This is a genomic window from Ktedonobacter racemifer DSM 44963 (assembly GCF_000178855.1).
GTDB classification, from domain to species: Bacteria; Chloroflexota; Ktedonobacteria; order Ktedonobacterales; family Ktedonobacteraceae; genus Ktedonobacter; species Ktedonobacter racemifer.
This window is the reverse complement of sequence record NZ_ADVG01000004.1, coordinates 302,749-329,440: the sequence shown is the minus strand read 5'-3', so window position 1 is coordinate 329,440 and position 26,692 is coordinate 302,749. Positions and strand designations below refer to the sequence as shown.

The following is a 26,692-nucleotide window of genomic DNA, read 5'->3' as shown; positions in this document are numbered from 1 at the left end:
CGATGTTTTATAATTGAGACCTGCTGCTCGAAATGATGGTGCGTGCCAGCTCGGCTTTATGTTCCAGGTCGTGCATGATAGTATCGGTTATCCATTCTGAAACAATGAGTTTTCTCATATTCCCTCCAATTTGTGTATCTAATAGATCGACTTGGCCTTTCTTTGATGGCATGATTCAAAACAAGTGCAAGCTGATGAAACCGAAATGCTGAGCTGGCATCTCTGAGCCGCTTCAGGATGTATTCGGAAGGTATTGTCAACTTGGGAATGTAGCTGAACAATGTGCTAGAATAACTGCATGAAAACAACCCCCACTACTCCAAGCTACAAAGGCTTTCGCTTCCCACCAGAAATCATCAACCACGCAGTGTGGCTGTATTTCCGCTTCTCGCTCAGTTTTCGCGATGTTGAAGAGCTTCTGGCGCAGCGCGGAATCGTCGTGACGTATGAAACAGTGCGCCAGTGGTGCCTTCAATTTGGGCAAGTGTGTGCCAACGAACTGCGCCGTCGCCGTCCGAAAACGGGAGATACATGGCATCTGGACGAGGTGTGCCTGAAAATTAATGGCAAAACCCACTATTTGTGGCGAGCTGTTGATCAGTATGGCAACGTGCTGGATATCCTTGTTCAGAGCCGACGCAACAAGAATGCGGCCAAAAAGTTCTTCCGCAAGCTCCTCAAAAGGCTGCACCACGTGCCACGCGTGATCATCACTGATAAATTGAAGAGCTATGGAGCAGCGAAACGCGAGATCCTGCCTGGCGTGGAGCATCGGCAACACAAAGGATTGAACAATCGAGCGGAAAATTCACACCAACCCACACGGCTCCGTGAAAAGAAGATGCGGCGGTTTAAATCAGCCAAGCACGCACAACGCTTTCTCTCGGCTTTCGGCCTCATCGCTGGCCATTTCCAACCACGAAGGCACTGTCTGAGTGCTGAGGAATACCGTGCCATTTTACAGACCCGATTCCAGATCTGGAATGAGGTAACCGAAACAAAAACTGCGGCATAACACTGCATCGTCCACTCCTATTCTTCTACCTCTTTTCTTTCCCTCGTCCTTCTTTTTTACAAGCTCTTCCATTCTTTCAATAAGTTGACAACATCCCCTTGCGGGGGAACCGTTTTTGTCGGGAACGGTTCCAAACCCCTCTTCCAGAGCTTGCACCCTGGAGGGAACGTTGGCCTCGACAACCTTCTCCAGCGGTTTGGCGTGCAACACACTGGCTCGAACCCCGTCTGCCTCTTTAATGTTGCACCGTAGTGGTCAGAACGGTAGTGTTGCAAAAAAATTAAAGCTCAGCAAATTGAAGCGCACTCGAACATCTCTCGTCAGGAAAAGATGCAGAACATGCACCTTTTCTCTGTGGCAATGCTTCTTGTGCCGTCATTACCCGCTCCATTTTCTCAGCTAAAATTTTTTTGCAACACTACCTTTGGTTGTGGCACACTTTTTTGCAAGCAGTGAGCAGAAAGAGCCTACATCTGAGAGCGAGCGCTATTCCCCTTGTTGCCCAGACTTTTTATGCCAAGGAAAAGCAAGATACCTAGTATGTATCTCCTAAAATGATTCCGACACCTGCCAGAATCCAGCCATCTGACCGCCCCTGTATCAGGGCGACATAGAGGCCCACACATCCAATGACGAGAAAGAGGAGGCCAATCAAAATACGTGGAAGAGGTTGACCGTTGAGAAGCAAATTCATAAGACGAAACATGGACTTTCCTTTCAATTATGGCTTGCATTGGCAGTACTCGATTCTTCGCACAAACAGTCAGTCTATCTGAAACGAAGAAGAGGATGGTTGCCAGAGAAGAGAGGCTTCTCTCCCTCCATATGGGACCCATCTGCTAGCCTAGGATATCACCGTACATCTACAAGGATACATGAGCGGTCTCTGCGTTTCAGTGAATCACTTCACTAGAACAGCCTGGATCTGGGACCTTCTTCTCATCTGAGCCTCCCACCATAAAAAATCGTGAAGGCAATTTGATGTAGCCTGGGTTTCTTTAATCGGCTCGAGCAAGATCATCGGGGTATCAAACAACGGTACTATCCGATGCGTGGTTTTGGAACCATTGAAGCGGCGGCACGCTTCTGTCGTGCCTTTGACGAAGTGCGCAATTATTTCCGTCTGCGCCGCACCATGGGCGAAGTGATCTCCCTCCTGGAACAACGACAGGCTTTTCTCCAACGTCTTGCAGCCCTGCAAACAGTGATACAAGCGGCATTATAGGCCAATGAAATAAGAAGTGAGCATTACTCTGATCCGGCAAGCTTTTCTGTGTTCTCAGTTCTGACAGAACCAATAACGTTATGTTAAATCTTTCACCATTTCTCTCACTTACGCTCCAATATACAGCGTGAAATAATTTCGCAAGATCCATTTGGTACAGGCAAGGCACGCTCCTACCTGCCTACTCTGGTTCAGAGCGTGGTTTCATTCGCTGCCTCCTCGTTTACGGCGTTTCAGACCGTATCTTTAAGCCAAAGAATGCAATAAGGACACCCAGCGCAGCACCTGCCGCTGCGGCCAGGAGACCAGCGTGGAAGCCACTGAGCTGTGCCACGACGGATGGGATGGTAGTCGTTGCACCCACGTGTCCAGAAGCCATGTTCGCCGCGAGCACTGCTGTCGTGATGGCAAGCCCCAGCCCTCCGCCAGCTTGCCCTAATGTTCCCTGGAGACCGGCTGCCAAACCCTGCTCAGCCTGCTCGATCCCGCTGACAGCAGCAATAGCCAGCGTCGGAACGCAAATGGACATTCCGACCTGAGAAAGAATCGTCGATGGCAAGATGATCTCCACATAGTCAGCGCTTGCCCCAGTCCGCAAAAAAAGCGCAATGCTACTCAACAGACAGAGCAGACCCAGGACGCTACTGTACCTCACCCCCAACCAACTCATGAGCCAGGGCGCGACAAACCGGGAGACAGGGATGGTGATAATGCTTGCTGGCAACAAGGCAAGACTCGCAAGCACAGGGGAGTAGTGGAGCACATCCTGCAAATAGAGCGTGCAGATGAACAAGAAGCCGAAAAACGAACCGAGCAAGGTGAACGAGACAGCAGAAGCTGCACCAAGGGTGCGCGACCGGAAGATGCGCAGCGGCATCAGTGGGGCTTTGCTATATCGTTCGATGAGGAGAAACAGTACCAGGAGGAAGCATGCGAGGGCGAGCAGTCCTCCCGTCTTCAAAGGAGTGGCACTGGCCTCGTTCGCTTGCGTAATCGCGTAGACCAGCAGGAGCAATCCTCCTGTTACCGTGACGGCACCTGTCAGATCGTAGGACCGTTCTCCCATCATCGACCGACCCTCAGGCACCACGACCCGGGAATACCCCAGGATCAGCAGCACGACGGGGACATTGACCAGGAAGACCCAGTGCCAATTGATAAAATTGGTCAGCACCCCACCAAGGACTAACCCGCACGTGAAACCCGCGCCACCCGTTGCGCTAAAGATGCCTAACGCCTTGTTGCGCTCCGGTCCCTCTGCAAAGGTCGTGGTGAGAATCGAAACGGCTGAAGGCATCGTCAAGGCGGCTCCGATCCCCTGTGCCCCGCGTGCCACAATTAAGAGCCACCCACTGTTGGCGAGGCCGCTGATGAGCGAGGCCAGGCCAAAGAGCGTGGCTCCCAGCAGAAAGATGCGACGACGACCAAGCAGGTCAGCAGCACGCCCCCCCAACAACATGAGACCCGCGTAGGTGAGCAGGTAGACACCTTGGACCCAGAGCAAATCCGTGGTGGTCAGATGGAGCCCTCGCTGGAGATCGGGCAAGGCCACATTGACGATGGACACATCTACGGTATCCAGAAAAATGGCCAGGCTGACGAGGATGAGCGCCACCCAGCGCCACCTGTCTGCTCGCGTCCCTTGCTGTTCCGGATGGTTTTTGGCAATGGAGGAGGTCTTCATAATGCGCTCCCTTTTCCAGCATGGCCCTGACTTCTTCTTGAGCTATGCTGAAGAATCTCTGGTTCCGCGTTCGTCGTAGGGCGTCTATAATATCTCACAAGAGATTTGAGAAGCTTCCCAATTGCCGCTCTCATGCCTGATGCACTCCTATATCCTGATGTTTTTTCGTAATGTCGTCCAGTCATACCTCGCTGCATTTCCATACGGGAGCGAAGGTAATGGCCGAAGAGTTGATGGTTCGGTTCCATGCTTTCTCCTCTTGGAGGTTCAGCGCCGCTTCTAACCCGGTCACAGACGCAGCGCGACCACTCTGTTCATTTGGGTGACCGACGAAGGTGTCACAGGGCGCGCAGACCATAGAGGGCCAGGGTCAGTTGGTAACCTGCATATGGCAAATATGCTCTCGACGAGCACGAGGTCCTCGGACTGCGACGGGGTCTCAGCCCGCATGAGGTCTGAGCCATGTGCCACCGCTCGCGTCGAGCGTGACAGCCGTGATCCCCCGCGCATCGTGCGAGGCGAGGAATGCGACAACGTCGGCGATATCGGTCAGTTGCCCGAGCCGCCCAATGGCAATCATCGCCACGATGTTCTCCTCGAGACCTGGAGCGCTGTACACCCATGCCCCCATATCAGTCTCTATGACGCCTGGTGTCACCGTATTTACGGTGATCCCCCGCGCACCCAATGCCTGGGCGAGCGTCCGACTCAAAGCCTCGATAACTGCCTTGTTCATCGTGTAGTGGAAGAACGTAGATGCAATCCGGTCTGCCGACGCCGAATTCGGCGCGGGTCGTGAAGGCGTGGCTGCCAGCCCGTTCAATCTCCGCCAACGCTGCGTTGGCGGCTGTCTCGTTGTTGCCGTAGTGAATGCCGACGAGCGCACCGTCGGACACCAACCGCCGGGCTATTGCACGCCCGATGCCCCGGGAGGCACTGGTCACCAGCGCCGTCTTGCCAGAAAGATTCGTCATGTCATACTCCTTGTCCATTTCGTTACGATGATGGTCATCAATCGATTCCTCGATCACCACGACAGTCCCTCAGAGGAAGGTCTCTCTGGTTTGGACATCTCACCTTGATTGCTGTTTTTTGTCCTCTTCCTTGCTCGATCAGCGGTCCCAGGATAGGTGCAGTTGCCTGCGCTTTCTGGAGAGAGGCGCTGGTGGAGGAGGGACTGCTCGGCCTGGTTGTCAGTCAGCGCACGTGCCCGCAACTCAGCGGCCTGGGCCCGATCGCGTCGGCCGAGTTCCAGCAGGAGTTCTCCCCGGATGGCATGGAAGAGATGATAGCTCTCCAGATCATGCGCCAGCGTTTCGACCTCGGTCAGGGCTTCTTCCGGTCCGGCCACATAGCGTACCGCCACCGCTCGGTTCAGTCGTATCACTGGCGAGGGAGTCAAAGAGAGCAGCAAGTCGTAGAGGGCCAGGATTTGCGGCCAGTCAGTGGCCTGCCACGACTCGGCTTCCGCGTGGCAGGCTACCAGCGCAGCCTGCACCTGATAGGGACCTGGATGGCCCAGGGCCGCCGCTTGTTCGATCAGTCCTCCTGCTTCGGTAATCATCCGTCGATTCCAGCGGGAACGATCCTGTTCGGCAAGTAAGATCAGTGAGCCTGTAGCATCGAAGCGCGCATCAGTGCGTGCGAGATGGAGGCGCATCAACGCGAACAAGCCTAACACCTCCGGTTCCTTGGGATAAGCCCTGTGAGGAGGCAGCAAGCCATGCAGCATCCTCAGCGAGATCACGACACATAGGGGTGCTGCCCCCGCTGGCAAGATAGCCTTCGTTAATGGTAAATGACATCCGAAGTGAGCAGGTTTTGCCCACCCACTTGAGCACTTGCCCTCCAATGTGAGCAACAGCGCCACTGCCTGACAGAGAATCCGCCTCAGAGGCGGTCAACCAGCAGCAGGTGTTGTAAATTCCAGACAGGGTACTTGAGCCCAATCGTGAGCCCGCATGAGCCGGATCTTCAGCGTTTGGCTTGAATTCTGCTGGTGCTGGAAGTCTGTCTGAACATTCAGTACCCGCATGACGCCGAATCTTGAGCACTGAATGTACAGAAACGGCACACGACTATTGGCTTATAGAGCGGCTTCATTTGCGCTTGATAGCCACGCTGCTCACATTGGAGGGCAAGTGCTCAAGTGGGTGGGCAAAACCTGCTCACTTCGGATGTCATTTACCAGTTAAACATCAGGTAGAGCACCGCTAACACTTCACCGAGCCGCTCGTCGAGGTCCTCATCACCGGGAACGCGATAGGGGATGCCAGCCTGGACAATCTTCTGCCGCGCTCGTACCAGACGCCGTGCCACCACTGCCTCCGAGGCCAGGAAGGCGTGGGCAATCTCAGCAGTCGTGAAGCCACAGACGGCCCGGAGCGTCAGGATCACTTGCGCCTCGCGCGAAAGCGCCGGGTGGCAGCAGGTAAACATCAGTCGGAGACGATCATCCGGTTCCTGCACCGCTGAGTGCTCCAGTTCGGCGAGTTTGTCATGGTAACGAGCATTCCGTCGAAGTTGATCGATGGCGCGACGACGAGCCACTGTCAGCAACCAGGCACCGGGCTGAGCCGGAATGCCATCAACCGGCCAGCGTTCAAGTGCGACCAGCAGAGCATCCTGGACGATCTCCTCGGCCACCTCGAAGTTGCCCAAAATGCGCAGAAGCGCCCCCCACGATCCTGCCTGCCTCTTCGCGGAAGACCATAGTAAGCGTGACCTGGATCTCATCGTGCGGAACGAGAGGAAACGTGTCGCTGTGTTTATCGGTCATAGAGTGCTACTCCTCTACCATGGGCCAGATCTCGACCACCGGGTGGCCTGGCGTGTGGACAGACCATGTCTTGGCGAGTTGCAACGCTTCATCAAGATCGGCCACCTCAATCTCAGCCAAACCACCAATCACTTCTGTGCCCTCAAGGAAGGGGCCATCAGTCACGAGCGGTTGACTGCCTGCGCCAAAATGGACGCTGGTGACGGTATGGGGCAGATGGAGTCCATAGCTCTTGCGAATCTGAGCGCTGTGTTCGGCTATCCACAGACTGGCCTGCGCACGTTTGTGGGCGCGAACCTCATCAGACAGCGCCTGCCATGCTTCCAGATCCTGGGAAGCTGCGCAAAACAAAAGCACGTATTTCATGATATTATTCTTTCCGTTCTTGAAGTTTCTCTATCAAAGGGTGCTAAGCATTCCGCCTTTATACATACGACGAACAGGCATGATCTGAAAAGGACATCCTTCCAGCGAATTGGCGCAAGATCCGTCGACAAGAAGCGATAACACCAGATCATGTGCTCTCGCGTAGCAAAAGGATCAATACTATTGATGGAGGGTTCTGTCAGAATTCAGAAGAAGGTTTGGCCCGGAAATCGTTGATGAGGTATGCTAAGAGCAACGACCATCTGACGAGGAGTGCTTCATGAACGGTCCACACTGTGCATCAGCTACCACCAAAGAACAGACCAAGAAGACATCGCTTGGCTATCGGATGTTCCGCTGCTCAGCTTGCAAGCAAACCTTCAATGAGCGGACAGGAACACCGTTCAACTTTCTGGAATACCCCACCGATATGGTTCTCCTGGTCGTCTTGTGGCGGCTCCGGTACAAATTGAGTCTGCGAGACCTCGCCGAGATGTTTCTTGAGCGAGGATGGGAGTTCACCCATGAGACTGTTCGGGAGTGGGAAACGCGGTTTGCTCCACTGCTTGCAGAGTAACTCCGCATCAGGCGACGCGGGCAAGCAGGGCAGTCGTGGTACGTAGATGAAACCTACGTTAGGGTCAAGGGGAAATGGTGTTATCTGTATCGCGCTATCGATGCCGATGGCAATCTCGTGGATTCGCGGTTGAGTGAGAAGCGAGACATGGACGCGGCCAAACAGTTTTTCAAGCAAGCTCTTGCCGTTGTTGGCCATGTTCCCGAGCAGGTCACAACAGATGGGCATACCTCCTATCCACGAGCAATACGTGAAACGCTAGGCGACTGTGTGCTTCATCGAAACAACAAATATCTCAATAATCGCCTGGAGCAAGACCATCGGGGAGTCAATCAACGGTATTACCCCATGCATGGCTTCGGAAACTTCGATTCGGCTGCTCGTTTCTGTTCTGCTTTTGATGAATTGCGGAACTCTCTTCGCCCTCACTCCATCATGGGAGAACCAGCCACACTCTCCGAGCAGCGGCGAGCTTTCCTTGATCGGCTTATTGCTTTGAAAGAAGCCATGCGGGTCATTTCCTAACACAATACAGCAATCTCCATATGTACTGGTCCTTGATGAGCTTCTGTGCTCTCAGTTCTGACAGAACCGTATCCCACCAATTCTTGCATTAACGAGGAGAGTGAGATCACCAAGAGCGATTACTGGCGGAGTTCCTCTTTGCACTTGCTTCCGTTTCGCAGTTGCCATGCCGATATGAACAACAACCCCAACCAGGACGGCTCCCCATCCAATAAGTAACATGGACGGTTGTGTTGCAAGAATGAGGGTGCGATGGTAAACTCTTCTTTATTTGAGGCGTAGCCGAGGAGTACCCTTGATGAGTCATCAGCATTCGTTCAAGCGGCGTCACTTTCAGCCCGACATGATTCTCCTCTGTGTGCGCTGGTACTGGTAAATTAACTGAAGGGTGGATCGATTTTGCATCGAAGGGTGGGAAGTTGATCTGAAGATATTGTCAACTTATTCGCAGGGATAAAATATATTGATGAGCTAGAACGAAGTGGGGCGTTGCAGTGCGGGGAAGGTGGGAATGTCTCTGGGATTATGTGGCCAGTTTCACCTCAGTCACCTCACTCCATTGCTGGAATCGGTCCTGTAACAGGGTACGATATTCTCCGGCACGCAAACGGTGGCGTCGCGGCTGGAAATGCCCAGCAATGGGACCAAAGGCGGAGAGAAAGCGTTGCGCGTGTTTTGCTGATTTAAAACGTCTCATTTTCTTCTCTCGCAGTCGCGTGGGTTGATGCGAATTTTCTGCTCGGTTGTTCAACCCTTTGTGCTGTCGATGTTCCACCCCAGGCAGGATTTCACGTTTCGCCGCCCCATAACTCCTAAGTTTATCGGTAATGATCACTCGAGGGACGTATTGCAGCCCTTTGAGAAGTTTGCGGAAAAATCGTTTGGCTGCCTTTTTGTTGCGGCGGCTCTGCACGAGGATGTCGAGCACATTGCCATCCTGATCCACTGCTCGCCAGAGGGAGTGTTTTTGGCCACGAATGGGAAAAACGACCTCGTCCATGTGCCATTTGTCGCCACAACGAGGACGGCGACGACGCAGTTCATTGGCATAGGTCTGGCCAAATTTCAAACGCCATTGTCGAATGGTTTCATAGGTCACGACAATCCCGCGCTGTGCCAAAAGTTCTTCCACATCGCGAAAACTGAGCGAGAAACGAAAATACAACCAAACAGCATGGCTGATGATTTCAGGTGGGAAACGAAAACCTTTATAATCGGGAGCAATGACTCACGGTTCGCCTAAATTTTGGGCGGATTTGAAGAATCATCCAAGGGTATTTCGCAACTTGTGGGTGTGGAAGTCCCCTGATTCAATGAAGGCACATACAATGTTGCACTTCGAATCTTTGAGAAGCTTCAGATCTCGTCCCAGTAGTCTGAGATCTGAGGCTCTTTTAAATCGTCGAAGCCTCTTGCTTTCAGATCTTGTGAGGTAACGACGAGATCCCGTTTGCCGTAAACGCACGTAAAAAGATCGTAGATCAGTTGAAGGTGGGCCTCTCGACTGCTCTGCGTCAACTCCTCAATGTGTTTGCTCAGTTGGAAGATCTTTTCTCCTTGGGGACCAAGTTGTTCGATCTTCTGAACGATAAGCCCTGCTTCTAGGAAGTTACTCCAAGGAGTCCTTAGACTCACATACGAGCGAACCGTGGCTTGAAAGAGCATCCAAAGAGCACCCTGTGATGAAGGAGGTGACGAAAAATCTACTTCGAATACCCGCTCAAGCAGCGTGAGCAGCCTCGCGTAATACTGTTCGAAAGCTGCGTGTGGGTGATCTTTCCGCTCGGTTTGAATATACGTTTGCACGAGTTCGCGGTAATCGTAGGCACTTTCATCCATGGAAAGGACTCCTTCATTTCGAAAAAATGCCTGAGTGAGAGTATGTCCTCACTCATCCACCAGTCGGAGATAGACAGCAGGAGAGATGCCTAACAGGGTCAAAATCTGCTGCTGAAGAGAAGAAAGAGGCGTGACATACCGCTGTGCAAAACCAGGAGCAGAAACGACCGTCAAAGTCACTTCGCGGAAAGCTTCCAGCAGGCGTTCTGCTGTGGGTTGAGCCGTCCGACGTTTGGGATTGCCAGCAAACAGACCAGCCAGATCCTCCTTCTGTTCACCCAGGCGCTGCCGCACGACGCCTTCCAGCAGGGTGAGAACGCGCAAGGCGAGGGTGAGCAAGCGGACCAACCCGATGCGGTGGTCATCACGTTGGACGTACAAAGGAGCCAACGACAACGGATGGCCTTTGAGGCGAGAGAAGTTGCGCTCCACCAGATATTCGTCGCGATAGGCTTCTACTGCCTGTTCCAAGGTGAGGTGTTCGTCCAAATAGTTGGTAGCATAGACCCGCCAGCCGAGTTGGCTCATAGCCTTTTCAATACTCTTCTCCTCGCGCTGACTGCTGACCGTAAACGTTACCACGCGGCGCACGCCCGACAAACGTCCACGATACGCACGCACCAGGCGTTCTTGCACGTGTTCCTGGATCTGCACATCCAACAAGCCCTCGACGCGAAAGCGGGTGAGAACGTCTTTGATCGCCTCTTCAACCTCTACACGCTCCGCCAAACGTGTTTTCCCTTGTCGCCGTGCGGTCAGCTCCTGCAAAGCTTGCTGCGCTTTCTGCAAACGCTCCTGCAAACTCGCCTGAGCGGAGTGAGTGGAGGCCATCGATTGGACCAACAAGCGACGCTCTTGCCAGGTCTGAGATTGCCCATCCACCTGGGCCGTTACTGTCTGGACAGTCTCATACCCTTGAGCGATGCAGGTGTTCTTTCCCTCGGAATCCATGCGTTCTACTTGGATCAAACGTGCTCCTTGGGATTGTTGGGCTTCTACTTCCTGAGACACCTGAGCTGGCGGCGCTTGTATGGCCGAAAGGGGGCACAGATAGTACTCTCCCTGCATCTGGATGCTGGCGCGGGTCTGCAAAGCCGCCATTTTGCAATCCCCCACGTACAGCAACCCTTTCTTCTGGAGTCCGTCACGCACACGAGCAATGATGGGCAGATACACGGGATCATCCGCATGCTCACCGGAAATCACTTCGGTCGCCAGCGGCATTCCCAACGGGTCCAGGCTGGCGAGTACGAGCTTGAGTTGGGGCAAGTCAGGGCGGTGATCCTTGCTATGGCCCAATTGCAATAGCCCTTGTTCGCTCACGTCGGTATAGCTGCTGGCCGTGGTGGTATCAATGCGCACACACTGCGCTTGCAGGTCATAGATACGCACCAACTGACCCATCAGTTCCTGCTCAAACACGTGCCAATGAACGTCTTGCGAAAGCAGGCGCAGCACATCTGCCAGCCGATCATCCGTCAGATCCTGTGCACAGAGAGCGTCCACCCCACATCCCCACAAGGTTTCCAGCCGGCTGGTGGCCCACTTCTGCACGCGATTCATCCGATGATCGGCTTGCGAAAGGATATGAACCAGCCAGACCACACTCAGTTCTCCCACGCTCAGTCCTTTCCGGTGACCGTGGGTCGGCATGTGCTTATCCAGCAACTCGGCCAATTTCATGCGCTGCATATGTGTGATCAACAGCGGGATATCATCCATACGTTCTGTCTCTATGCTCAGGGCTTCTTTCATGCCCTTCAGCTTACCAGAATTTGAAAATGGCGTCCAGATTTAAGCGAACGGTGAGCAATGATGTTTGTTTTCATGCAGCTATTTTAGCATAGAGCTTAGCTCCGTTACCAAGTTGACAATACCTCGCAATATGTTCGTTGCGGCGGGCTTTACAGAACAGGACACACATCCGGTTTCAGAGAGACTCATTGAAAGCCTGGTGGTCTTTGGTAATGAGGACAAGATAAGGGATCGCGTGCTGGAACTGCTCGGAACGCCCATTGATGCGCTGGCGTTAAGCCTTGTGCCAGTCTCGGACGCCGCCCAGGAGAGGGTTCGCCTGGCGCGGTTGGTCGGGCGATTGTAAGGAAAAGGAATGGAGTTTCGTCTCACTCTACAACAATATGATTCTCTTGCCGACCAACGCCACTTGTTCTGCCAACGATTGGATACCTTGAAGACGATGGTTCTGCGCGCCTAACAGGAAACGAGAGTGGCTTCTCTCCAGGCGCTTTGCTGTCATCTGTATCCTCAGTTCTGATGTATCCCCATATTCGGCTTCAAGGATGTCCTTTTTGGATTGTGCTTGTTCGTCGTGTGTATAGAAGATCACAGATGGTGGTCTTTACGACAACATCTCATATCCCGAGAAAGGAGAAAACATGAATATCCTATCAGCCTGGATTCCCTTGAACTGGATTCCCTTAAACTGGATTCCCTAAGGAACACGCCAAACCTGGGTGATTGCAATCATCAGTGGCCCTGACAGCCTCCATGCCGTCAGGGTCATCTCTGCCTAAAGACCAGGGAAAGCATGATGAGGCTGTGTGCCAATTCTTGCGCTCTCCCCTTGGTTTTAGGGGCAAAGAAATTCATGGAGCCAGGAGTCTACCATCTCAACGGAAATGGTATCCATTGGCAAAAGTCTACCATCCGCGTATGGTGAAGAGGACGAAGAAGAAAGCTTAAAGTTATGACGACAGAAATTAGGTGAGGGATTTCCAGTATATAGAAATAGAAGGATGTCCTTTTCGGACCGTGTCTGTTCGTCGTTTCTATAAAGGTGGAAAACTGAGCATCCTTTCCGCATGATAGCAAAAACAGTGCTGGACAGTCATACATCGCTCGCGGTCTCAGTTGCAAATGGAGAACATCTCGCTCAGAAAGTCACAGCATCATCAGCAAGGAGCTTTTCAAAAGGCGCTTGTTTGGTGGGCTACATCATTGTAGAGAAAGAGGTAAGCACGTATGTCTATTCAATATGGTCTCTTCCTTCCCTGAGGGTTAACGCATGAACTGGCTGGCATCAAAGACCCGCTGGAAGCGCATGAAAAGCTGACCCGCCTGGCGCAAACGGCTTGAGAGGAGGGGGATTTGCGCGAACGAAGAGGCGAAAAAGGGTTTTGACGGGCTAGAATCATTCCAAGCATTTCAAACAGCGCTTGCTCAAAGCCATCCCGAAGCGCCACCTACAACAGCGACTAGATTTACGTTGATAAATGCTACATCAGGTCTACTTCAATGATGTCCTTTCGTCTCGATGTCTAGCTAGCCGATCTTGGCAGAGCTTCACTGTAAAATGCTGTCAAGTTGCCGTCCTATATAAATTTTTAACTTTGGCCGAATATGTTGTTCCTAAAACAAAGCAACAGCAGAACAAGCCAGGTAGCTTTTCAAATAGTGCTTATTCTTCGAGCTGTATTGCTGGCAGAGCTTCTTCTGCTAGCAGAGAAAGAGGTAAGTATGTCCCTTAAGTATAGTATCTTCTTTCCAATGGGTGGTTTGATGGATCTGACAGGCATCAAAGATCCGGTGGAAGCATATGAAACGTTAACGCGCATGGCACACACGGCTGATGAGTATGGCTACGAGTCGATCTGGGTGGCGGACCACTTTCATGCCATTGCCCAACCAACACAAGAAGTCACGTTTGAGTGCTGGACCACAGCGGCGGCTCTGGCTCGCGATACGAAGCGGGTGCGCATTGGCCAGATGGTGACAGGGAATAGTTATCGCAACCCCGCCTTACAGGCGAAGATGGCCTCGACCCTCGATGTGATCTCGCATGGACGTTTCACCTTTGGCATCGGAGCGGGCTGGTACGAGCCTGATTATCGAGCCTATGGCTACGAGTATCCCGATGGGCCGGAGCGTCTGCGCCGGTTGCGCGAAGCCGTGCAGATTATTCGCGCCATGTGGACACAGGAAGAGACGACTTTTGAAGGAAACTATTACCAGGTTCATGGTGCGATGAATCGACCAAAGGGAGTGCAGCAACCCCATATTCCCATGCTGATTGCTGGCGGTGGCGAGCAGGTCACGCTCAAACTGGTCGCGCAATACGGCGATATCTGTAACGTCTTTGGCGATCCCGCCACGGTCGAGCACAAGTTCGCAGTGCTCAAAGCGCATTGTGAGGCAGTTGGACGCGATTACCATAGCATTCACCGTACCGTGCAAGTGGGCTGCCGCATTGCTAATACTGATGAGCAGGCCCAGGCTACGATTCCAGACTGGGCAAAAAGCATGGGAGGAGATCCTCGGCCATTTGCTCTCATTGGCAGTCCGGAGACGATCCGCCAGCGTATAGCCGCCTACGAGGCCGCAGGCGCTCAGGAGTTGACGCTCATCTTCGATGATATGATGCAAATAGATATGGCTCGTCGTTTCGCCAGAGAGTTCATTAATATAGCTGGTTAAAAGAAGCGAGCGCTGGTCAGGAAGCGCGCGAAGGCGCATGCGTTCGAGGCATTGCCCACCGTGGAGATTGTGGAAGGTGATCTGCTTCGACCCGAGACGCTTGGAGCCGCTCTGGACGGCGTGGAGCGTGTTCTGCGCTGCGGAGCGGATGCTGGAGACGCAGTCCACCTTTATTGATGCTGCCCAGGAAGGCTGGCGTGCTCTGGTGCTGAAACAAGCATTGGTTTTGATCCGAAGAAATCGAGCGATATCTTGGAGGGTCAGGGTTAGCATGGGCACACCTGCGTCCCAGCCAATTCATGCAGTTTTATCTCCCGGGAGCGCCAGCGATGCTTCTGAGAGTCTTGCGTTCTCCATTGGGAGGGAGAGCACAAGGCCCTCGCCTGTCGATAGTGAGAACATCGCCAAGGCAACGTTCGCGATACTCCACAGCGAAGGACATGAGGGCAAGATCTACGACATGACGGGTCCGGAATCGCTGACGATGGCAGAGATAGTCGAGCGGATATCTCAGGCAACTGGCAAGGCGATTCGGTATATCAACAGGACTATGGAGGAATACAGGCGAGCGATGCTGGCTGCAGGGGCTTCTCCAGAGCGCGCCGATGCTTTCGTTGAACTATGGAGAGAGCGCAGTGAGTGCTCTATGAGTATTATGAGTAAACAAAAGCGAGTTGCGTGGGGAAACCGAGTGCCGCCGCACACATTGCTATGAAACCTTTTTTGGGTACAAAAATATGATATTGCATGTGTATACATGATTTATATAGAGAATCATTATATGCACGATAAACGTAGTCGATCCTGGACACTTGCCAGTATGGAGGGGAGCAGTTTGTAATCTCTGCACATCTTTAAGATTGCTGTGATGTACAAACTGTCCGTTTGGATTGGAGAAGGCTGATCACTTGCTAGATGGGGGAGATGCGTTTCACGTTGTACTTACGCTCAGATGTTCTTGAAAGGAGCTACACTCTTTGGACACGCAAATGATATCTTCCCCATCGGAGCCACAGGCGCATGCCCTCAATCCTCGTCGCTGGCTCATGCTGGTCGTCGTTTTGTGCGCATCCTTCATGGGGACCCTCGATGAATATATTATCAACGTTGCCGTTCCATCCATTCAGAAAGAATTGCATTCGAGCTTTGCCGAGGTGCAGCTTATTGTTGCGGTCTACGCACTGGCATATGCCGTTTTGCTGGTGATTGGAGGACGTCTGGGTGATCTCTATGGGCGAAAACGCTTATTTCTGCTTGGCGTTGGCATCTTCACTACTGGTATGCTGGGCTTATCGTTGTATGCCGGGCAGTTATTCTTGCAAGCCTTCTACCTGCAAACGGTGCTACGCCTCTCTCCGCTGCAAGCAGGCCTGGCGTTTCTGGTGAGTAGCATCACCTTTATCCTCATGTCTAGTCTCAGCTCGTTCTTCTCCATGCGCCTGAACGTCTGGGGTATGTCTGTGGTGGCTGGTTTGATGACACTGGCATACCTGGTGACGCTCCTGGCCGCTCAATGGTTTGTAGCCATTGTGGGGAATGGTTCCGATGCTCGTCGCCCCCTCTTCACGCTCGGCATAGGCATAGGCCTGCTCTTTACGCCGCTGATGAGCAAGACGCTTGAGGAGATCCGCGTTCACGATATTGGAACTGCGTCGGGCGTCTTTGCGACGGTCTCGCAGTTGTCAGGTGCGCTTGGTATCACCCTGCTCGGCCTGATATTCTCGGTCGTTTCAGCAAGTAACGGAAGCAGGCATGCCTTCGTCATCGCAACCCTGGTGGCGGTAGTACTCAGCCTTGGTCTCTGGCTCGCGGTCCTGCCACTGAAGGGATCACGAGAAGCCAGCCGTATTGTTCCACCACTCGTAGAGGCCGATGTCTTAGAGTGTTCACACGATTGGTCGGGCAGAATACTCCCTGCATCGTGGTATTTTGACCCCGGTGCAAGGGTCACGGGTAGCGAGAGGAAGGATGGCGCGTCGGCGCAAATGGTGAAGGAGCACTGACTGTACATCAGATGCAACCTTAGAACTGACTTCCCACCGATATCGTCGACGGATACCGCGCTGCTCGACTGGCCTTTGATGTGTGAGTATCAGCACCTCGGGACCGACGCGCTGACAGGGGACGTGCATGGCGTGGTGGTGCCAACCTCCTCAATGGATATGTGGTCGGCCTCAGTCGTGCCCATCTGGCGCGAGTCGTGACGAGATGGGGCAATCTGCGCACACCAACCAGCTGTATCGGTCATCAACTCCTTGAGGGAAAAATAGACCAAATTTACGGAATACGTCGTACTTGAATGGTGGCTATCTATATAACAGGCTTTTCTCTTACTTACGAAAGGAACAGGCATGACGCAGAAGGCAACAGCGAGAGTTCTTGATGCTGTCTTACAAGGACAGGTTCTCTCGGATGCTGAGGCTCGCTCATTAGTTGATTGGACCAATCTTCCTCCGCTTCTGTCTACCGCAACGCAACTCCGCGATCAGGTTCACCAGAATCGTATTTCTTATTCCCGTAAAGTATTCATTCCTTTAACGCAGCTCTGTCGAGATGTGTGTCACTATTGTACGTTCGCACAGCCACCCCGTCCTGGTCAGAAGGCGTATCTGACGCGGGATGAGATTCTGGCGATTGCGCGGGCAGGAACTGAGGCTGGTTGCCATGAGGCGCTCTTCACGCTGGGGGATAAGCCTGAGCGGCGCTATAAGGTGGCGGCTCGCGAGCTGGCTGAGCTGGGCCATGAGACGACAATCTCTTATTTAGCTGAGATGGCTGAGCTGGTTCTCAAGGAGACCGGCTTGTTGCCGCACGCGAATCCTGGGGTGCTGACGGCTGAGGAGATTGCTCTGCTCAGACGCGTTTCTGTCTCACAGGGGATTATGTTGGAGAGTGTTTCCGCTCGACTCGGTGAGCGTGGGGGAGCACATTACGGTTCACCAGATAAACGGCCAGAGGTGCGGCTGGAGACGATTCGGCTGGCTGGTGAGTTAAAGGTACCGTTTACATCTGGAATTCTGATTGGAATTGGGGAGACTCGGCTGGAGCGTATTGAGTCGCTGCTGGCGCTGCGCGCTCTCCATCAGCAATACGGTCACATTCAGGAGATTATTGTCCAGAATTTCCGCGCCAAGCCGGGAACAAAGATGGCCAATGCGCAGGAACCTGATCTGGATGATCTGCTCTGGACGCTGGCTGTCGCTCGTGTGATCTTTGGCGGGACCATGAATATTCAGGCTCCTCCCAATCTGAGTCCTGGGGTCTACCAGCAATTGGTGAGCGCGGGCTTGAATGACTGGGGTGGTGTTTCGCCGGTGACGCCCGATCATGTAAACCCGGAAGCTCGCTGGCCTCATCTGCAAGAGCTGGCTGAGCGGACGGCAGAAACTGGGAAGGTGGTGGTGGAACGTCTGGCGGTCTATCCGAGTTATGTTCTCGCTGCGTCACAGTGGCAGGACCAGCAATTGCTGACACCGCTCTTACAGTCCAGTGATAGCGAGGGCTATGCGCGAACAAGTGACTGGTCTCCCGGCGCTCAGGCTGAGCTTCCCGCCGAAGAGCTGGAGCTAATCACACAGACGCAGGGGAAGGTGCTGGAGCATGTCTCCGCTGATGTGCAGATGATCATTGGGAAGGCTCTGGCGGCTGAGCCGGTGCGCGAGGCTGAGGTTGTTCGGCTGTTTCAGGCACGAGGTGCCGATTTCGTGGCTGTGTGTCGCGCTGCCGATACGTTGCGTCAGCGTGTAAATGGGGATGTTGTTTCGTATGCGGTCAACCGCAATATCAATTATACCAACATTTGTTACTTCAAATGCCAGTTCTGTGCTTTCTCAAAGGGGAAACTCAGCGAGAATTTACGTGGGACGCCTTACGATCTGGGTCTGGATGAGGTAGTCAGACGCGCTCAGGAGGCCTGGGCACGCGGGGCAACTGAGGTCTGTATGCAGGGCGGCATCCATCCAGAGTATACGGGCGAGACGTACTTGAATATTTGTCGGGCAATTAAGGCGGCATTGCCGGAGATGCATATCCATGCATTCTCGCCGCTGGAGGTCTGGCAAGGTGCACAGACGCTTGGTCTCAGTCTGCATGACTTTCTGGTTCAGTTGAAGGAGGCAGGACTCAGTACGCTTCCTGGGACGGCTGCTGAGATTCTAGATGATGAGGTGCGGGCGACCCTCTGCCCTGACAAGATTAAGACGGACCAGTGGTTAGAGGTGATCGAGGAGGCGCACAAGGTTGGTTTACGCACAACCAGTACGGTCATGTATGGTCATATTGAGCAGCCGGTCCACTGGGCACGCCACCTGCTACGTGTGAAAGGTCTTCAGGAGCGCACTGGCGGGATTACTGAGTTTGTGCCGCTCCCCTTTGTGCATATGGAGGCTCCAATGTACTGGAAAGGCCGTGCACGCAAGGGGCCAACCTTCCGCGAGGCGGTGCTGATGCACGCTGTGGCCCGCTTAGTCTTATATCCACATATTACAAACATTCAGGTCTCCTGGGTAAAAATGGGACGCAAGGGCATTCAGGCTGTTTTGCAAGCGGGAGCCAACGATCTAGGTGGGACGCTGATGAATGAGAGCATCACGCGTGCGGCTGGCGGCGAAATGGGTCAGGAGTTACCGCCTGAGCAGATGGAGGAGATTATCTACGAAATCGGACGTATTCCCCTCCAACGCACGACGCTCTATCGGCCTGTGCCAGAGGAACGTCGTCTGGCCTCGTTCGCTGCGCCAGAACTCCAACCCATTGTGTTAACACCCGCAAAGCGCTATACACGGCCTCAAGTGCAGACGACAGTTCATTAAGGCAGAGGCAAGCGCCATCGCTCCATGCGGGTAGCGATGGCGCTTGCCTCTGCTTGGGGTGGTGTGGGGTGTGCCTCGTTCGCAAAAAATGAACTGCATCGCACCCGTCTTGCCCTACAATCACTTCTCTTACAAAGAGAGGGAATATGAGTCACCTGGAATTTATGCAAAAAGCCATTGCCTGCGCTCGTTCCATTGAAGGACGGACCAGTCCACGTCCGCCTGTCGGGGCTGTGCTGGTCCGAGAGAACCAGGTCATTGGACGTGGCGCGACTTCACCACCCTATGGACCACATGCTGAGATCCACGCATTACGCGAGGCGGAGACGACCGCAGCGGTGGGGGCGGATCTGTATACGACACTTGAGCCGTGTTGCATTACCGTCCATACTCCACCCTGTACCGCCGCTATCATTGCGGCCGGGATTAAACGAGTGATCATTGGCTCGCTCGATCCTAATCCGCAGGTCAGTGGACGTGGAGTAGCGCAATTGCGTGAGGCAGGGATCGAGGTAATCACAACCATAGCCGAGCCGGAAACGGCGGCTCTCATTCGTCCCTTTGCGACCTATATTACGCAAGGACGGCCCTATGTCACAGCCAAGTGGGCGATGACGCTCGATGGTAAACTAGCCAGCCATACAGGGGACGCTTCCTGGATCAGCGGATCAGCTGCCCGCACCTGGGTCCATCAGCTCCGCGACCGCGTCGATGCGATTATGATTGGGGTAGGCACAGCACACGCCGACGATCCACGCTTAACTATCCGTCTGACGGAAGAACAGCGCGTTCACCCACGAACACAGCGTCCCAACCATTTGCGTATTGTGGTGTCGTCTCGGGGCGAGCTAAACGCTCAACTTCAACTCTTCCAGAAGCAACTGGCTCCAGGCACATGCGTCATCGTCAGCGAGACAAGTGCTCCAGACCAGCGTGAGCGCCTGCGTGAGCGTGGTATCCAGGTCATTGAGGTACCAGCTGACCAGACCGGGCGGGTAGATCTTATGGCCGCGTTGCACATCCTGGGGCAAAGAGAGATTATGCATCTACTCCTGGAAGGTGGTAGCAGCCTGCTGGGTAGCGCCTTTGAGCACAAACTGATCGATCATGTCGCGGCCTTTGTCGCGCCGAAGCTCATTGGAGGTGAGGGCGCACCATCACCTATTGGAGGAGCTGGCCTGGCGATCATGCAACACGCTCACCGCCTCCAGCAGGTCTCATTCCAGACAGTTGCTGAGGATCTGCTGATCGAAGGAGAGATGTCCTACACAGCAGAAGAGAACAATAGAGGAAATTAGAAATACATGCAACAGATTATTCGTTTACTCGCGGAAATACAACTACCAACCCAAGAAGCACTCTTCCATCTGCGCCACTATGAGGAATGTGCCAGCGGAGAAGCATATCTGGCGCTACTCCTGGGAGACTTCACCGGGAGCCAGGACCAACCGCCGTTGCTCCGTCTCCACTCCTCCTGCACCACAGGCGATATCTTTGGCTCCCAGCGCTGTGACTGCCAGGCCCAAATGCATGCCGCGCTCCGAGCAATTGCCAAGGAAGGCCGGGGCATCTTCCTCTATTTGCCCCAGGAGGGACGTGGCATCGGTCTGGCAGGCAAACTGCAAGCCTATAAACTACAAGAGCAGGGCTATGATACGGTTGATGCCAACCAACACCTTGGCTATCCTGTTGATGCTCGTCGCTATACGACTGCCGTTGCAATCTTGCAAGAAATGCAAATCACCCACGCCCGCATTATGACCAATAATCCTAAAAAGATTGAGGCATTGCAAGCACATGACATCAAGACAGAGCGGGTACCCCTGGAAATTCCGCCGACGGCGAGTAATTTCGCTTATCTCCAGACGAAGCGCGAGCGCATGGGGCACCTGTTGCATAGCTTGCCGGAAACAAGGTGATGTGAACCAGCACGTCTTCCAGTTATTCCATGTTGGGAATCCGTTTGGAAGCTGCACGCGCACGAGGCCGACAAGGTGGCAGACCGAAAGCGGTTGAGAAAACAGAGCCACGCAACTTGGCACGTGCCAAAGAACTCTATGCAGCTAAGCAAAACACCGTTGCCGAGATGATGCAGATGACCGGTTTCAAAAGTAGAAACACGTTCTATAAGTATGTGGTCAACCCAGAGAGGTAATGATGAAGTAAGCTATCACGGATAGTTGCCTCCTCAACTGGCTGGGAGATTCACGTGACTCAAGCAGCGAAATTGGTGATGGGATCTGTGTAAAGTCGCAGGTTCCATCGCGCGAGAATCACGGGATGAGCAGGACATTGCCGATGCTCTTTCGAGCTTCAATGGGCTGCATGGGCATCAGCGGCACGCTCCAGTGGGTACGTCTGCGCAATCACGGCTACCAGCTGCCCGGCAGCCGCCTTTTGCAGTGCAACCTCTCTGTCTGCGCTCATTTCCTGTTCTGTCCTGGCTAGTCCTACAGAAGCCATAGAATTTGTCAAGCCTTCTCGCGAAAAAAGTCTGGCGCGAAACAGACCAGGAAAGGACGATCTACCTTAGCGAAAACCCCATGCTCTGCCTGGCCTCTGAACTCGATCCAGAGGCTCGCGTCCCCGCCACTCATCGGGTGGGGTGGGGTCGGGGTACAGGCGGTAAGCTAGCCGCGCGGCTAGCTTACCGCCTGTACCCCGACTTTGCCAGCATTATAGTCCTCCTGCGTTTGGATCAGATGGGCAGCGACGATCAGGAGTTTGCGCATGACCGCAATCACCGCCATCCCTTTTTTCATACCACGTTCCACCAGGCGATGGTAGTAGAGCCCAAAGGGAGAGGTAGACAAGCGAATACTGCGCAAGGCCGCCAAATACAAGATACGGCGAAGCCGGCCACTGCCACGCTTGGACAGCTTCGTCTGTCCCTTCCATTTGCCGCTTTGTTTCACTTGCAAATCCAGTCCTACGTAGGCCACCACTTGCTCCATGCGCACAAAACGATCCAGATCGCCCAACTCCGCTCGCAACACGGCAACCGTCATCGGCCCCATCTCGGTGATAGAGAGCACGCCTTTGACTTTCGGATCGTTGTCGAGTAAACGTTCCATCTCCTGCTGCAAGAGCTTGAGGTTGCTCTGGGTATGTTCCAGTTGATCACAGAGAATCCGCATGCTGCTCGAACGGGCCTGAGTCGCTTGACCACTGCTCACTGAACACTGCGCCAGCCGCACCAATGTTTCAGCCGTCTGCCGCCCATAGTGACCAGGACACTCTTCGCGCAACATCTGGCTCAGTGCCTTTGGATCGGCCTCGCGCATCGCTTGGGCCGAAGGATACGCCTTCAGCACCGTCAAAGCGCTTGCTCTGGTGGGATCGGCGAACACCTGGTAGAATTCTGGGAAAAGCACCACCAGGAGCGCGTGGATCTCATTTTTGTAGCGAACAATCTCCTCAGTCAGTTGCTGGTGTAATCGCACCACTTCTCGATAGGTTGCTACCTCTTCACGCGGGTACATAGCCAAAGCGCGTTTCCCCACTGAGGAGGGCTCGTGCAATGGTGGTGGCATCCAACCGGTCTGTTTTCGCACGCAATCCTCGTTGTTGTGCGAATGCGTGGATCTGTCCTGGATGCAACAGACAGATACGGTATCCTCGCAATCTGAGTGCATGATACAGGTTCTCCCCATAGCGTGAGGTGGCTTCCAGTCCAACCAGGATCTGATGGGGAGCGATCTTGAGTGCCTCCAGATGCGCAAAGAGCCACGCAAAGCCCGCTGCATCGTTGCCAAATTGACTGGGTTTGATCACCTGGCGTTTCTCCATCGTCAGGCAACACATCAGACACGACTGCATACCAATATCGATGCCTACCACATAGGCCAGTGCCGCAGGTGCAGGCATTGGAGAGGATGTTTCAGACATCGTTTCTGCCCTCCCTCCTCACACACACGTGTGAGTCCAATAAACCTCAACGGGAGTACCATCTCATCAGGACGAGCGAGCACTCATCATGGATTGGCAGTCTGGTCAGCTCACGCCACAAGCTGCAACAAGCCTCATCGTCGCTTGCGATCCTGATGGGACGGAGAGCTGTCTGTAGGAGGCGGTCACTCTCTCTTCGCTAAAGAGGCCGCACGTTGTAACGACGGCTCTCCCGTTGCTTCCACCAGTCTAGCAGATCCCATCTTTCTGAGATGGGATCTGCTATCTACCAATTAGTATATGAGTTGTAGATAACGCTGCTGGATTGATAACAGAGGATGGGACGATGAGAGAGGCTGGGTGTTCAGCCTTGTGCTCCTTTTCATGCGAGCCGATGAGAATGGTCTCGTGCAACCTAGTGGAGTTGCTCAACCGAGAAGAGGCTCAAGATAGCGATGCAACACCGTTTTCAGTTCACGCATGAGCAGCCTTCGCTCAGCCTCCTCTGCCGATAGGAGCAGTGGGAGGATCGCTTTGAAGAGCTGGACACTCATCGTGGCACATAGAATTCGCTGCGTCGAAGAGAGGTTGGGAGCACGTCTCTGAAAGCCTGCCTCAAAGCGCGTTTGCACCTCTTTCTGCAAGGCATGGGCAGAAGAGGCAAATTGAGAAAGAGACGCACCTCGCGAGAAAAGTAACAAGAAAGCTGGATGAGCGAGATGAAACGCAACCAGCCTGTCAAAAATCTGATCGAGCCACTGAGGAAGGGGAAGAGATGTGGCTTCAATGGAAAAGATGGAGTCATAGACTCCCTGGAGTTCCTCCGTGTACCGAGCAGCCAACGCCTGGACAATCTCCTCTTTATTAGAAAAGAATTGATAGAGAGAGCCGGGTGAGATCCCGGCTTTGGCCGCAATATGATTGGTCGTTGCCTCGTCGTACCCCATTTCAGTAAAGATGGTTTCAGCGGTATCGAGAATGGAAACGATGCGCTGTACTCCTCGCCGTCGCCGCTGAACAGGCTGTGTCTCCTTCTGCTGATCCATGTGGTCCTCCAAAACTGCATTCCAGAAAGCGCTCGATGGCGCTTGTCTCTGGCTCACCTCTTGACAACACGAGTTTTTACTTGTATATTTCTCTTTATAGGCAAGTTTTTATTCGCCTAGAAAGTATAGCGCAACACAATGGCTTTGTCTACCAGAGAAGGGAGGCGACATGGCTTCTAGTCGAAAAGCGCTCGGAGGCTGGTCGCGTGGTGAACGAGTTTCGGGGATGTCATCCATGAGAATGACGCTGCCTGGTCCGAAGGTAGACAAAGCGGCTCTGGTAGAACTTCACCAGATATTCCATAAGAAGTAAGGAACGCATAGAAAGAAAAGGGAACAAAAATGCAAATAGACTCGCGAATGGTCAGAAGCGCTGACGGATGTCACCTGTATGCCGAAGCCGTCGGGAACAGAGATCACCCGGCCATTCTCTTTATTCCCGGCGCTAGTGTCACCGGCACCTGGTGGCGCAAGCAATTCGACTCCCTGTCCGACACCTTCTATTGTGTCCGCTTTGATTTGCGAGGAAACGGTGCCTCGGATAAACCGTCAGACCCGGCAGCCTATCAGGAAAGCCAGCGTTGGGCGGATGATATAGCGGCTATCATCTCCGCCTTCGAGTTGAGCAAGCCGACTGTGTGCGCCTGGTCATATGGAGGGTATGCCCTTGGAGGCTACCTCCAGCATTATGGGCAAGCGAATCTTTCTGGTGTGGTCATGGTCGATAGTGGTGCTCAATTGAATACGGACCAGAGCAAGGATCAGCTCCACGAAGCATTCGGGCAGCTGATCGGGAAATTGTTCTCACCCGATGTCACCGCCTATCGCGAGGGCGTTGAGGACGTTTTCAAATCATTGACTGCTGCTCCAGTCGAGGATCGAGATCGGGCCGATTTTCATGGTGCATCCTTCCTGATGGCCCCTGCTACCTGGCAAGCGATGTTTGGTCGTAGGATCGATCATACCGAGGACTTTGAGCGCGTATCACTACCCATACTTGTTGTTCACGGCCAACAGGACCCCATCTTTACTCCGCGTGCGGCAGAGCAGTTTCGAGAGATCATCCCACAGGCTCAGATTTCCTCCTATCCCTGCGCCCACGCGCCCTTTTATGAATGTGCGGAAAGGTTCAACCTGGAACTCGTCCAGCTTATGAACGATGTCTCCTCAAAGCGTCATGTCGCAGCGCGACATGGAAGCGGATGAAAATGACCTGCACCTGAGACTTTATCTCAGCCTTAGAGGCCTATTTTCGGAGGAAGTGAGCAGAAGGTAGTGTCATATGAACTTTTTCGAGTTCAGAGCAATATGTGTTCCTCAAATCATTCCTGTATGAGTAGAGTGAAAGGAAATTTCCATGATTCTAGTAACGGGGGCAACTGGGGTGAGCGGATCTCTCATCATTCGCGAGTTCGCCCGGCAGAATGCGCAGGTTCGGGCGCTCGTCAGGAGCCGCGCGAAGGCGCGTGCAATCGAGACATTTCCCACCGTGGAGATTGTGGAGGGGAATATGCTTCGGCCTGAGACTCTCGGAGCCGCGCTAGACAATGTGGACCGTGTTCTGATGATCTCTTCCGCAGCTGAGCGGATGCTAGAAACACAAAGCACGTTCATCGATGCGGCCAAGAAGGCAGGTGTTCGCCACATTATCAAGTTCTCCGGGAAGGGTTCGGGCATTGGTTACAACACGAAGCTTTTCCGTACTGTGCGGCTGCACGAAGAAATCGAGCGGTACCTTGAAGGGTCAGGACTCGCATGGACGCACCTGCGTCCCAGCCAATTCATGCAATTTTACTTCCCAGGAGCGCCAGCGATGAATCTCACTACCAATACGCTCTCCCTCCCTATGGAGAACGCCAGGCTCTCACCCGTCGCTATTGAGGATGTCGCGAAAGTTGCCTTTGCACTGCTCCACAGCGAAGGGCATGAGGGCAAGAGCTACGACATGACGGGTCCCGAAGCGCTGACGATGGCGGAAATCGCCGAGCAGATCTCACAGGCGACCGGTAGGACCATTGAATATGTCAACATCACTCTGGAGGAATATCGACGAGCGTTGTTGGCAGCGGGGGCTCCCCCGGAGCGTGCCGACGCTTTCGTCGAACTATGGAGCGATCGGCGTGGGGGGAATTCCGAATCGAGGGTGGACCTGGGGACGCACGAGATATTTGGAGTTCACCCCACGACGTTTGCCGAGTTTGCACGTTGGAACGCCGCTGTGTTCTGTGGCGAGTCGATGCCATCATAACCCCTCTCATGCGAAGACGCGACGCGTGTTCTTGCCAAACACAGTGAAGAGGCTTCCCGGGAAGAAGAGCGAGACAGACAGCATGGGAAGAGCTGTTTTCACAACGTTCTCCTTATGGTATCTCTTGCTGGTTTCGCATCGAAGACGGCAAAAGAGGGAATCCCCAAGTTCTGAGCTGTTTCCGAGCGTGGCACTCCATCCAGGGATGGAGTGCCACGCTCTCCTTTCCGATGCCCGTCCTTCAAGCAAACCATC

At 53.7% G+C, this 26,692-nt stretch carries 25 protein-coding genes and 4 pseudogenes; 13 read left to right on the top strand and 16 right to left on the bottom strand.

The window, feature by feature from the left end:
• Nucleotides 1-298 precede the first annotated feature (298 nt).
• Nucleotides 299-1,015 (top strand): IS6 family transposase, encoded by a 717-nt coding sequence (locus KRAC_RS43000; protein WP_007918191.1) that lies wholly within the window; start codon nucleotides 299-301, stop codon nucleotides 1,013-1,015.
• A gap of 535 nt (nucleotides 1,016-1,550) precedes the next feature.
• On the opposite strand, the gene KRAC_RS72585 is transcribed toward KRAC_RS43000, so the two are convergent.
• On the bottom strand, nucleotides 1,551-1,721 hold the full coding sequence (locus KRAC_RS72585; RefSeq protein WP_007918189.1) for a hypothetical protein: 171 nt from the start codon (nucleotides 1,719-1,721) through the stop codon (nucleotides 1,551-1,553).
• A gap of 294 nt (nucleotides 1,722-2,015) precedes the next feature.
• Here KRAC_RS72585 and KRAC_RS72580 point away from each other — a divergent pair.
• A pseudogene (locus KRAC_RS72580) lies at nucleotides 2,016-2,240 on the top strand (IS6 family transposase); the annotation flags it as partial.
• Nucleotides 2,241-2,463: 223 nt separating this feature from the next.
• Here KRAC_RS72580 and KRAC_RS42995 read toward each other — a convergent pair.
• From KRAC_RS42995 to KRAC_RS42970, 7 genes and pseudogenes are all read right to left on the bottom strand, one after another.
• Nucleotides 2,464-3,924 carry an MFS transporter gene (locus KRAC_RS42995; RefSeq protein WP_007918187.1) on the bottom strand — a complete coding sequence of 487 codons (1,461 nt, stop codon included), beginning with the start codon at nucleotides 3,922-3,924 and terminating at the stop codon, nucleotides 2,464-2,466.
• Between the two features lie 439 nt (nucleotides 3,925-4,363).
• On the bottom strand, nucleotides 4,364-4,660 hold the full coding sequence (locus KRAC_RS77130; protein ID WP_244422505.1) for an SDR family NAD(P)-dependent oxidoreductase: 297 nt from the start codon (nucleotides 4,658-4,660) through the stop codon (nucleotides 4,364-4,366).
• Between the two features lie 46 nt (nucleotides 4,661-4,706).
• Nucleotides 4,707-4,898 (bottom strand): annotated as a pseudogene (locus KRAC_RS80180) (SDR family NAD(P)-dependent oxidoreductase); the annotation flags it as partial.
• A 53-nt stretch (nucleotides 4,899-4,951) separates the two neighbouring features.
• The gene (locus KRAC_RS42980; RefSeq protein WP_052569117.1) at nucleotides 4,952-5,605 is read right to left on the bottom strand and encodes a DUF6596 domain-containing protein; all 654 of its coding nucleotides are present in this window, start codon (nucleotides 5,603-5,605) and stop codon (nucleotides 4,952-4,954) included.
• A 503-nt stretch (nucleotides 5,606-6,108) separates the two neighbouring features.
• Nucleotides 6,109-6,588: an RNA polymerase sigma factor gene (locus tag KRAC_RS42975; protein ID WP_244422574.1), complete on the bottom strand. Its 480-nt coding sequence runs from the start codon at nucleotides 6,586-6,588 to the stop codon at nucleotides 6,109-6,111.
• Nucleotides 6,527-6,703, bottom strand: a complete 177-nt coding sequence (locus tag KRAC_RS77120) for a hypothetical protein (protein ID WP_244422597.1) — start codon at nucleotides 6,701-6,703, stop codon at nucleotides 6,527-6,529. Before KRAC_RS77120 ends, KRAC_RS42975 begins: the two co-directional genes overlap by 62 nt.
• Before the next feature lie 6 nt (nucleotides 6,704-6,709).
• A complete protein-coding gene (locus KRAC_RS42970; protein WP_007918180.1) occupies nucleotides 6,710-7,069 on the bottom strand; it encodes a YciI family protein in 360 nt (119 codons plus the stop codon).
• 280 nt (nucleotides 7,070-7,349) lie between these two features.
• On the opposite strand from KRAC_RS42970, the pseudogene KRAC_RS42965 reads away from it, so the two are divergent.
• Nucleotides 7,350-8,171: pseudogene (locus KRAC_RS42965) on the top strand (IS6 family transposase).
• 523 nt (nucleotides 8,172-8,694) lie between these two features.
• Here the strand turns inward: KRAC_RS42965 and KRAC_RS42960 are convergent.
• From KRAC_RS42960 to KRAC_RS42950, 3 genes are all read right to left on the bottom strand, one after another.
• On the bottom strand, nucleotides 8,695-9,396 hold the full coding sequence (locus tag KRAC_RS42960; RefSeq protein ID WP_040447051.1) for an IS6 family transposase: 702 nt from the start codon (nucleotides 9,394-9,396) through the stop codon (nucleotides 8,695-8,697).
• Between the two features lie 131 nt (nucleotides 9,397-9,527).
• Nucleotides 9,528-10,010, bottom strand: a complete 483-nt coding sequence (locus KRAC_RS42955) for a hypothetical protein (protein WP_007918179.1) — start codon at nucleotides 10,008-10,010, stop codon at nucleotides 9,528-9,530.
• A gap of 48 nt (nucleotides 10,011-10,058) precedes the next feature.
• The gene (locus tag KRAC_RS42950) at nucleotides 10,059-11,765 is read right to left on the bottom strand and encodes an IS1634 family transposase (protein WP_007918178.1); all 1,707 of its coding nucleotides are present in this window, start codon (nucleotides 11,763-11,765) and stop codon (nucleotides 10,059-10,061) included.
• 130 nt (nucleotides 11,766-11,895) lie between these two features.
• Between KRAC_RS42950 and KRAC_RS42945 the strand changes: the two genes are divergently transcribed.
• From KRAC_RS42945 to KRAC_RS42925, 5 genes and pseudogenes are all read left to right on the top strand, one after another.
• Nucleotides 11,896-12,111: a hypothetical protein gene (locus KRAC_RS42945; protein WP_007918177.1), complete on the top strand. Its 216-nt coding sequence runs from the start codon at nucleotides 11,896-11,898 to the stop codon at nucleotides 12,109-12,111.
• A gap of 15 nt (nucleotides 12,112-12,126) precedes the next feature.
• Nucleotides 12,127-12,225, top strand: a pseudogene (locus tag KRAC_RS80175) (IS6 family transposase); the annotation flags it as partial.
• Between the two features lie 1,262 nt (nucleotides 12,226-13,487).
• Nucleotides 13,488-14,444 carry an LLM class F420-dependent oxidoreductase gene (locus tag KRAC_RS42935; protein ID WP_007918175.1) on the top strand — a complete coding sequence of 319 codons (957 nt, stop codon included), beginning with the start codon at nucleotides 13,488-13,490 and terminating at the stop codon, nucleotides 14,442-14,444.
• Nucleotides 14,445-14,504: 60 nt separating this feature from the next.
• A complete protein-coding gene (locus KRAC_RS80170) occupies nucleotides 14,505-14,621 on the top strand; it encodes a hypothetical protein (protein WP_420795853.1) in 117 nt (38 codons plus the stop codon).
• Nucleotides 14,622-15,421: 800 nt separating this feature from the next.
• On the top strand, nucleotides 15,422-16,447 hold the full coding sequence (locus tag KRAC_RS42925; RefSeq protein ID WP_007918171.1) for an MFS transporter: 1,026 nt from the start codon (nucleotides 15,422-15,424) through the stop codon (nucleotides 16,445-16,447).
• Nucleotides 16,448-16,536: 89 nt separating this feature from the next.
• Here KRAC_RS42925 and KRAC_RS72565 read toward each other — a convergent pair whose 3' ends face one another.
• On the bottom strand, nucleotides 16,537-16,692 hold the full coding sequence (locus KRAC_RS72565; protein WP_157507832.1) for a hypothetical protein: 156 nt from the start codon (nucleotides 16,690-16,692) through the stop codon (nucleotides 16,537-16,539).
• Between the two features lie 103 nt (nucleotides 16,693-16,795).
• Here KRAC_RS72565 and cofH point away from each other — a divergent pair, with 103 nt between their 5' ends.
• The 3 genes from cofH to ribA all read left to right on the top strand — a co-directional run bounded on the left by cofH (nucleotide 16,796) and on the right by ribA (nucleotide 21,174).
• Complete coding sequence (gene cofH, locus KRAC_RS42920; protein ID WP_007918169.1) at nucleotides 16,796-19,255, top strand: 5-amino-6-(D-ribitylamino)uracil--L-tyrosine 4-hydroxyphenyl transferase CofH; 2,460 nt, start codon at nucleotides 16,796-16,798, stop codon at nucleotides 19,253-19,255.
• A 146-nt stretch (nucleotides 19,256-19,401) separates the two neighbouring features.
• Entirely contained in the window at nucleotides 19,402-20,553 is a 1,152-nt protein-coding gene (gene ribD / locus KRAC_RS42915; protein WP_007918167.1) for a bifunctional diaminohydroxyphosphoribosylaminopyrimidine deaminase/5-amino-6-(5-phosphoribosylamino)uracil reductase RibD, read from the top strand.
• Nucleotides 20,554-20,559: 6 nt separating this feature from the next.
• The gene (gene ribA / locus KRAC_RS42910; protein ID WP_007918165.1) at nucleotides 20,560-21,174 is read left to right on the top strand and encodes a GTP cyclohydrolase II; all 615 of its coding nucleotides are present in this window, start codon (nucleotides 20,560-20,562) and stop codon (nucleotides 21,172-21,174) included.
• A 394-nt stretch (nucleotides 21,175-21,568) separates the two neighbouring features.
• On the opposite strand, the gene KRAC_RS72560 is transcribed toward ribA, so the two are convergent.
• The 4 genes from KRAC_RS72560 to KRAC_RS42890 form a co-directional block, all read right to left on the bottom strand.
• Nucleotides 21,569-21,718 carry a hypothetical protein gene (locus KRAC_RS72560; protein ID WP_211221425.1) on the bottom strand — a complete coding sequence of 50 codons (150 nt, stop codon included), beginning with the start codon at nucleotides 21,716-21,718 and terminating at the stop codon, nucleotides 21,569-21,571.
• A 179-nt stretch (nucleotides 21,719-21,897) separates the two neighbouring features.
• Entirely contained in the window at nucleotides 21,898-22,737 is an 840-nt protein-coding gene (locus KRAC_RS42900; RefSeq protein ID WP_040447043.1) for an IS110 family transposase, read from the bottom strand.
• Entirely contained in the window at nucleotides 22,724-23,143 is a 420-nt protein-coding gene (locus KRAC_RS77115; protein ID WP_040447041.1) for an IS110 family transposase, read from the bottom strand. Before KRAC_RS77115 ends, KRAC_RS42900 begins: the two co-directional genes overlap by 14 nt.
• Before the next feature lie 428 nt (nucleotides 23,144-23,571).
• Nucleotides 23,572-24,189, bottom strand: coding sequence for a TetR/AcrR family transcriptional regulator (locus tag KRAC_RS42890; protein WP_007918161.1), 618 nt, complete (start codon nucleotides 24,187-24,189; stop codon nucleotides 23,572-23,574).
• 342 nt (nucleotides 24,190-24,531) lie between these two features.
• Between KRAC_RS42890 and KRAC_RS42885 the strand changes: the two genes are divergently transcribed.
• Entirely contained in the window at nucleotides 24,532-25,395 is an 864-nt protein-coding gene (locus KRAC_RS42885; RefSeq protein ID WP_007918160.1) for an alpha/beta fold hydrolase, read from the top strand.
• Nucleotides 25,396-25,546: 151 nt separating this feature from the next.
• Nucleotides 25,547-26,437, top strand: a complete 891-nt coding sequence (locus KRAC_RS42880; RefSeq protein WP_007918159.1) for an SDR family oxidoreductase — start codon at nucleotides 25,547-25,549, stop codon at nucleotides 26,435-26,437.
• Nucleotides 26,438-26,692: the final 255 nt, after the last annotated feature.

Excerpts from the sequence above, each read along its gene's own strand:
- KRAC_RS42995 (WP_007918187.1), bottom strand. The coding sequence starts at position 3,924 with ATGAAGACCTCCTCCATTGCCAAAAACCATCCGGAACAGCAAGGGACG.
- KRAC_RS42885 (WP_007918160.1), top strand. The coding sequence starts at position 24,532 with ATGCAAATAGACTCGCGAATGGTCAGAAGCGCTGACGGATGTCACCTG.
- ribA (WP_007918165.1), top strand. The coding sequence starts at position 20,560 with ATGCAACAGATTATTCGTTTACTCGCGGAAATACAACTACCAACCCAA.
- KRAC_RS72560 (WP_211221425.1), bottom strand. The coding sequence starts at position 21,718 with ATGGCTTCTGTAGGACTAGCCAGGACAGAACAGGAAATGAGCGCAGAC.
- KRAC_RS77115 (WP_040447041.1), bottom strand. The coding sequence starts at position 23,143 with ATGTCTGAAACATCCTCTCCAATGCCTGCACCTGCGGCACTGGCCTAT.
- KRAC_RS72565 (WP_157507832.1), bottom strand. The coding sequence starts at position 16,692 with ATGACCGATACAGCTGGTTGGTGTGCGCAGATTGCCCCATCTCGTCAC.
- KRAC_RS43000 (WP_007918191.1), top strand. The coding sequence starts at position 299 with ATGAAAACAACCCCCACTACTCCAAGCTACAAAGGCTTTCGCTTCCCA.
- ribD (WP_007918167.1), top strand. The coding sequence starts at position 19,402 with ATGAGTCACCTGGAATTTATGCAAAAAGCCATTGCCTGCGCTCGTTCC.
- KRAC_RS42900 (WP_040447043.1), bottom strand. The coding sequence starts at position 22,737 with ATGTACCCGCGTGAAGAGGTAGCAACCTATCGAGAAGTGGTGCGATTA.
- KRAC_RS42880 (WP_007918159.1), top strand. The coding sequence starts at position 25,547 with ATGATTCTAGTAACGGGGGCAACTGGGGTGAGCGGATCTCTCATCATT.
- KRAC_RS42890 (WP_007918161.1), bottom strand. The coding sequence starts at position 24,189 with ATGGATCAGCAGAAGGAGACACAGCCTGTTCAGCGGCGACGGCGAGGA.
- KRAC_RS77130 (WP_244422505.1), bottom strand. The coding sequence starts at position 4,660 with ATGAACAAGGCAGTTATCGAGGCTTTGAGTCGGACGCTCGCCCAGGCA.
- KRAC_RS42970 (WP_007918180.1), bottom strand. The coding sequence starts at position 7,069 with ATGAAATACGTGCTTTTGTTTTGCGCAGCTTCCCAGGATCTGGAAGCA.
- KRAC_RS42950 (WP_007918178.1), bottom strand. The coding sequence starts at position 11,765 with ATGAAAGAAGCCCTGAGCATAGAGACAGAACGTATGGATGATATCCCG.
- KRAC_RS42945 (WP_007918177.1), top strand. The coding sequence starts at position 11,896 with ATGTTCGTTGCGGCGGGCTTTACAGAACAGGACACACATCCGGTTTCA.
- cofH (WP_007918169.1), top strand. The coding sequence starts at position 16,796 with ATGACGCAGAAGGCAACAGCGAGAGTTCTTGATGCTGTCTTACAAGGA.
- KRAC_RS42935 (WP_007918175.1), top strand. The coding sequence starts at position 13,488 with ATGTCCCTTAAGTATAGTATCTTCTTTCCAATGGGTGGTTTGATGGAT.
- KRAC_RS42955 (WP_007918179.1), bottom strand. The coding sequence starts at position 10,010 with ATGGATGAAAGTGCCTACGATTACCGCGAACTCGTGCAAACGTATATT.
- KRAC_RS72585 (WP_007918189.1), bottom strand. The coding sequence starts at position 1,721 with ATGTTTCGTCTTATGAATTTGCTTCTCAACGGTCAACCTCTTCCACGT.
- KRAC_RS77120 (WP_244422597.1), bottom strand. The coding sequence starts at position 6,703 with ATGACCGATAAACACAGCGACACGTTTCCTCTCGTTCCGCACGATGAG.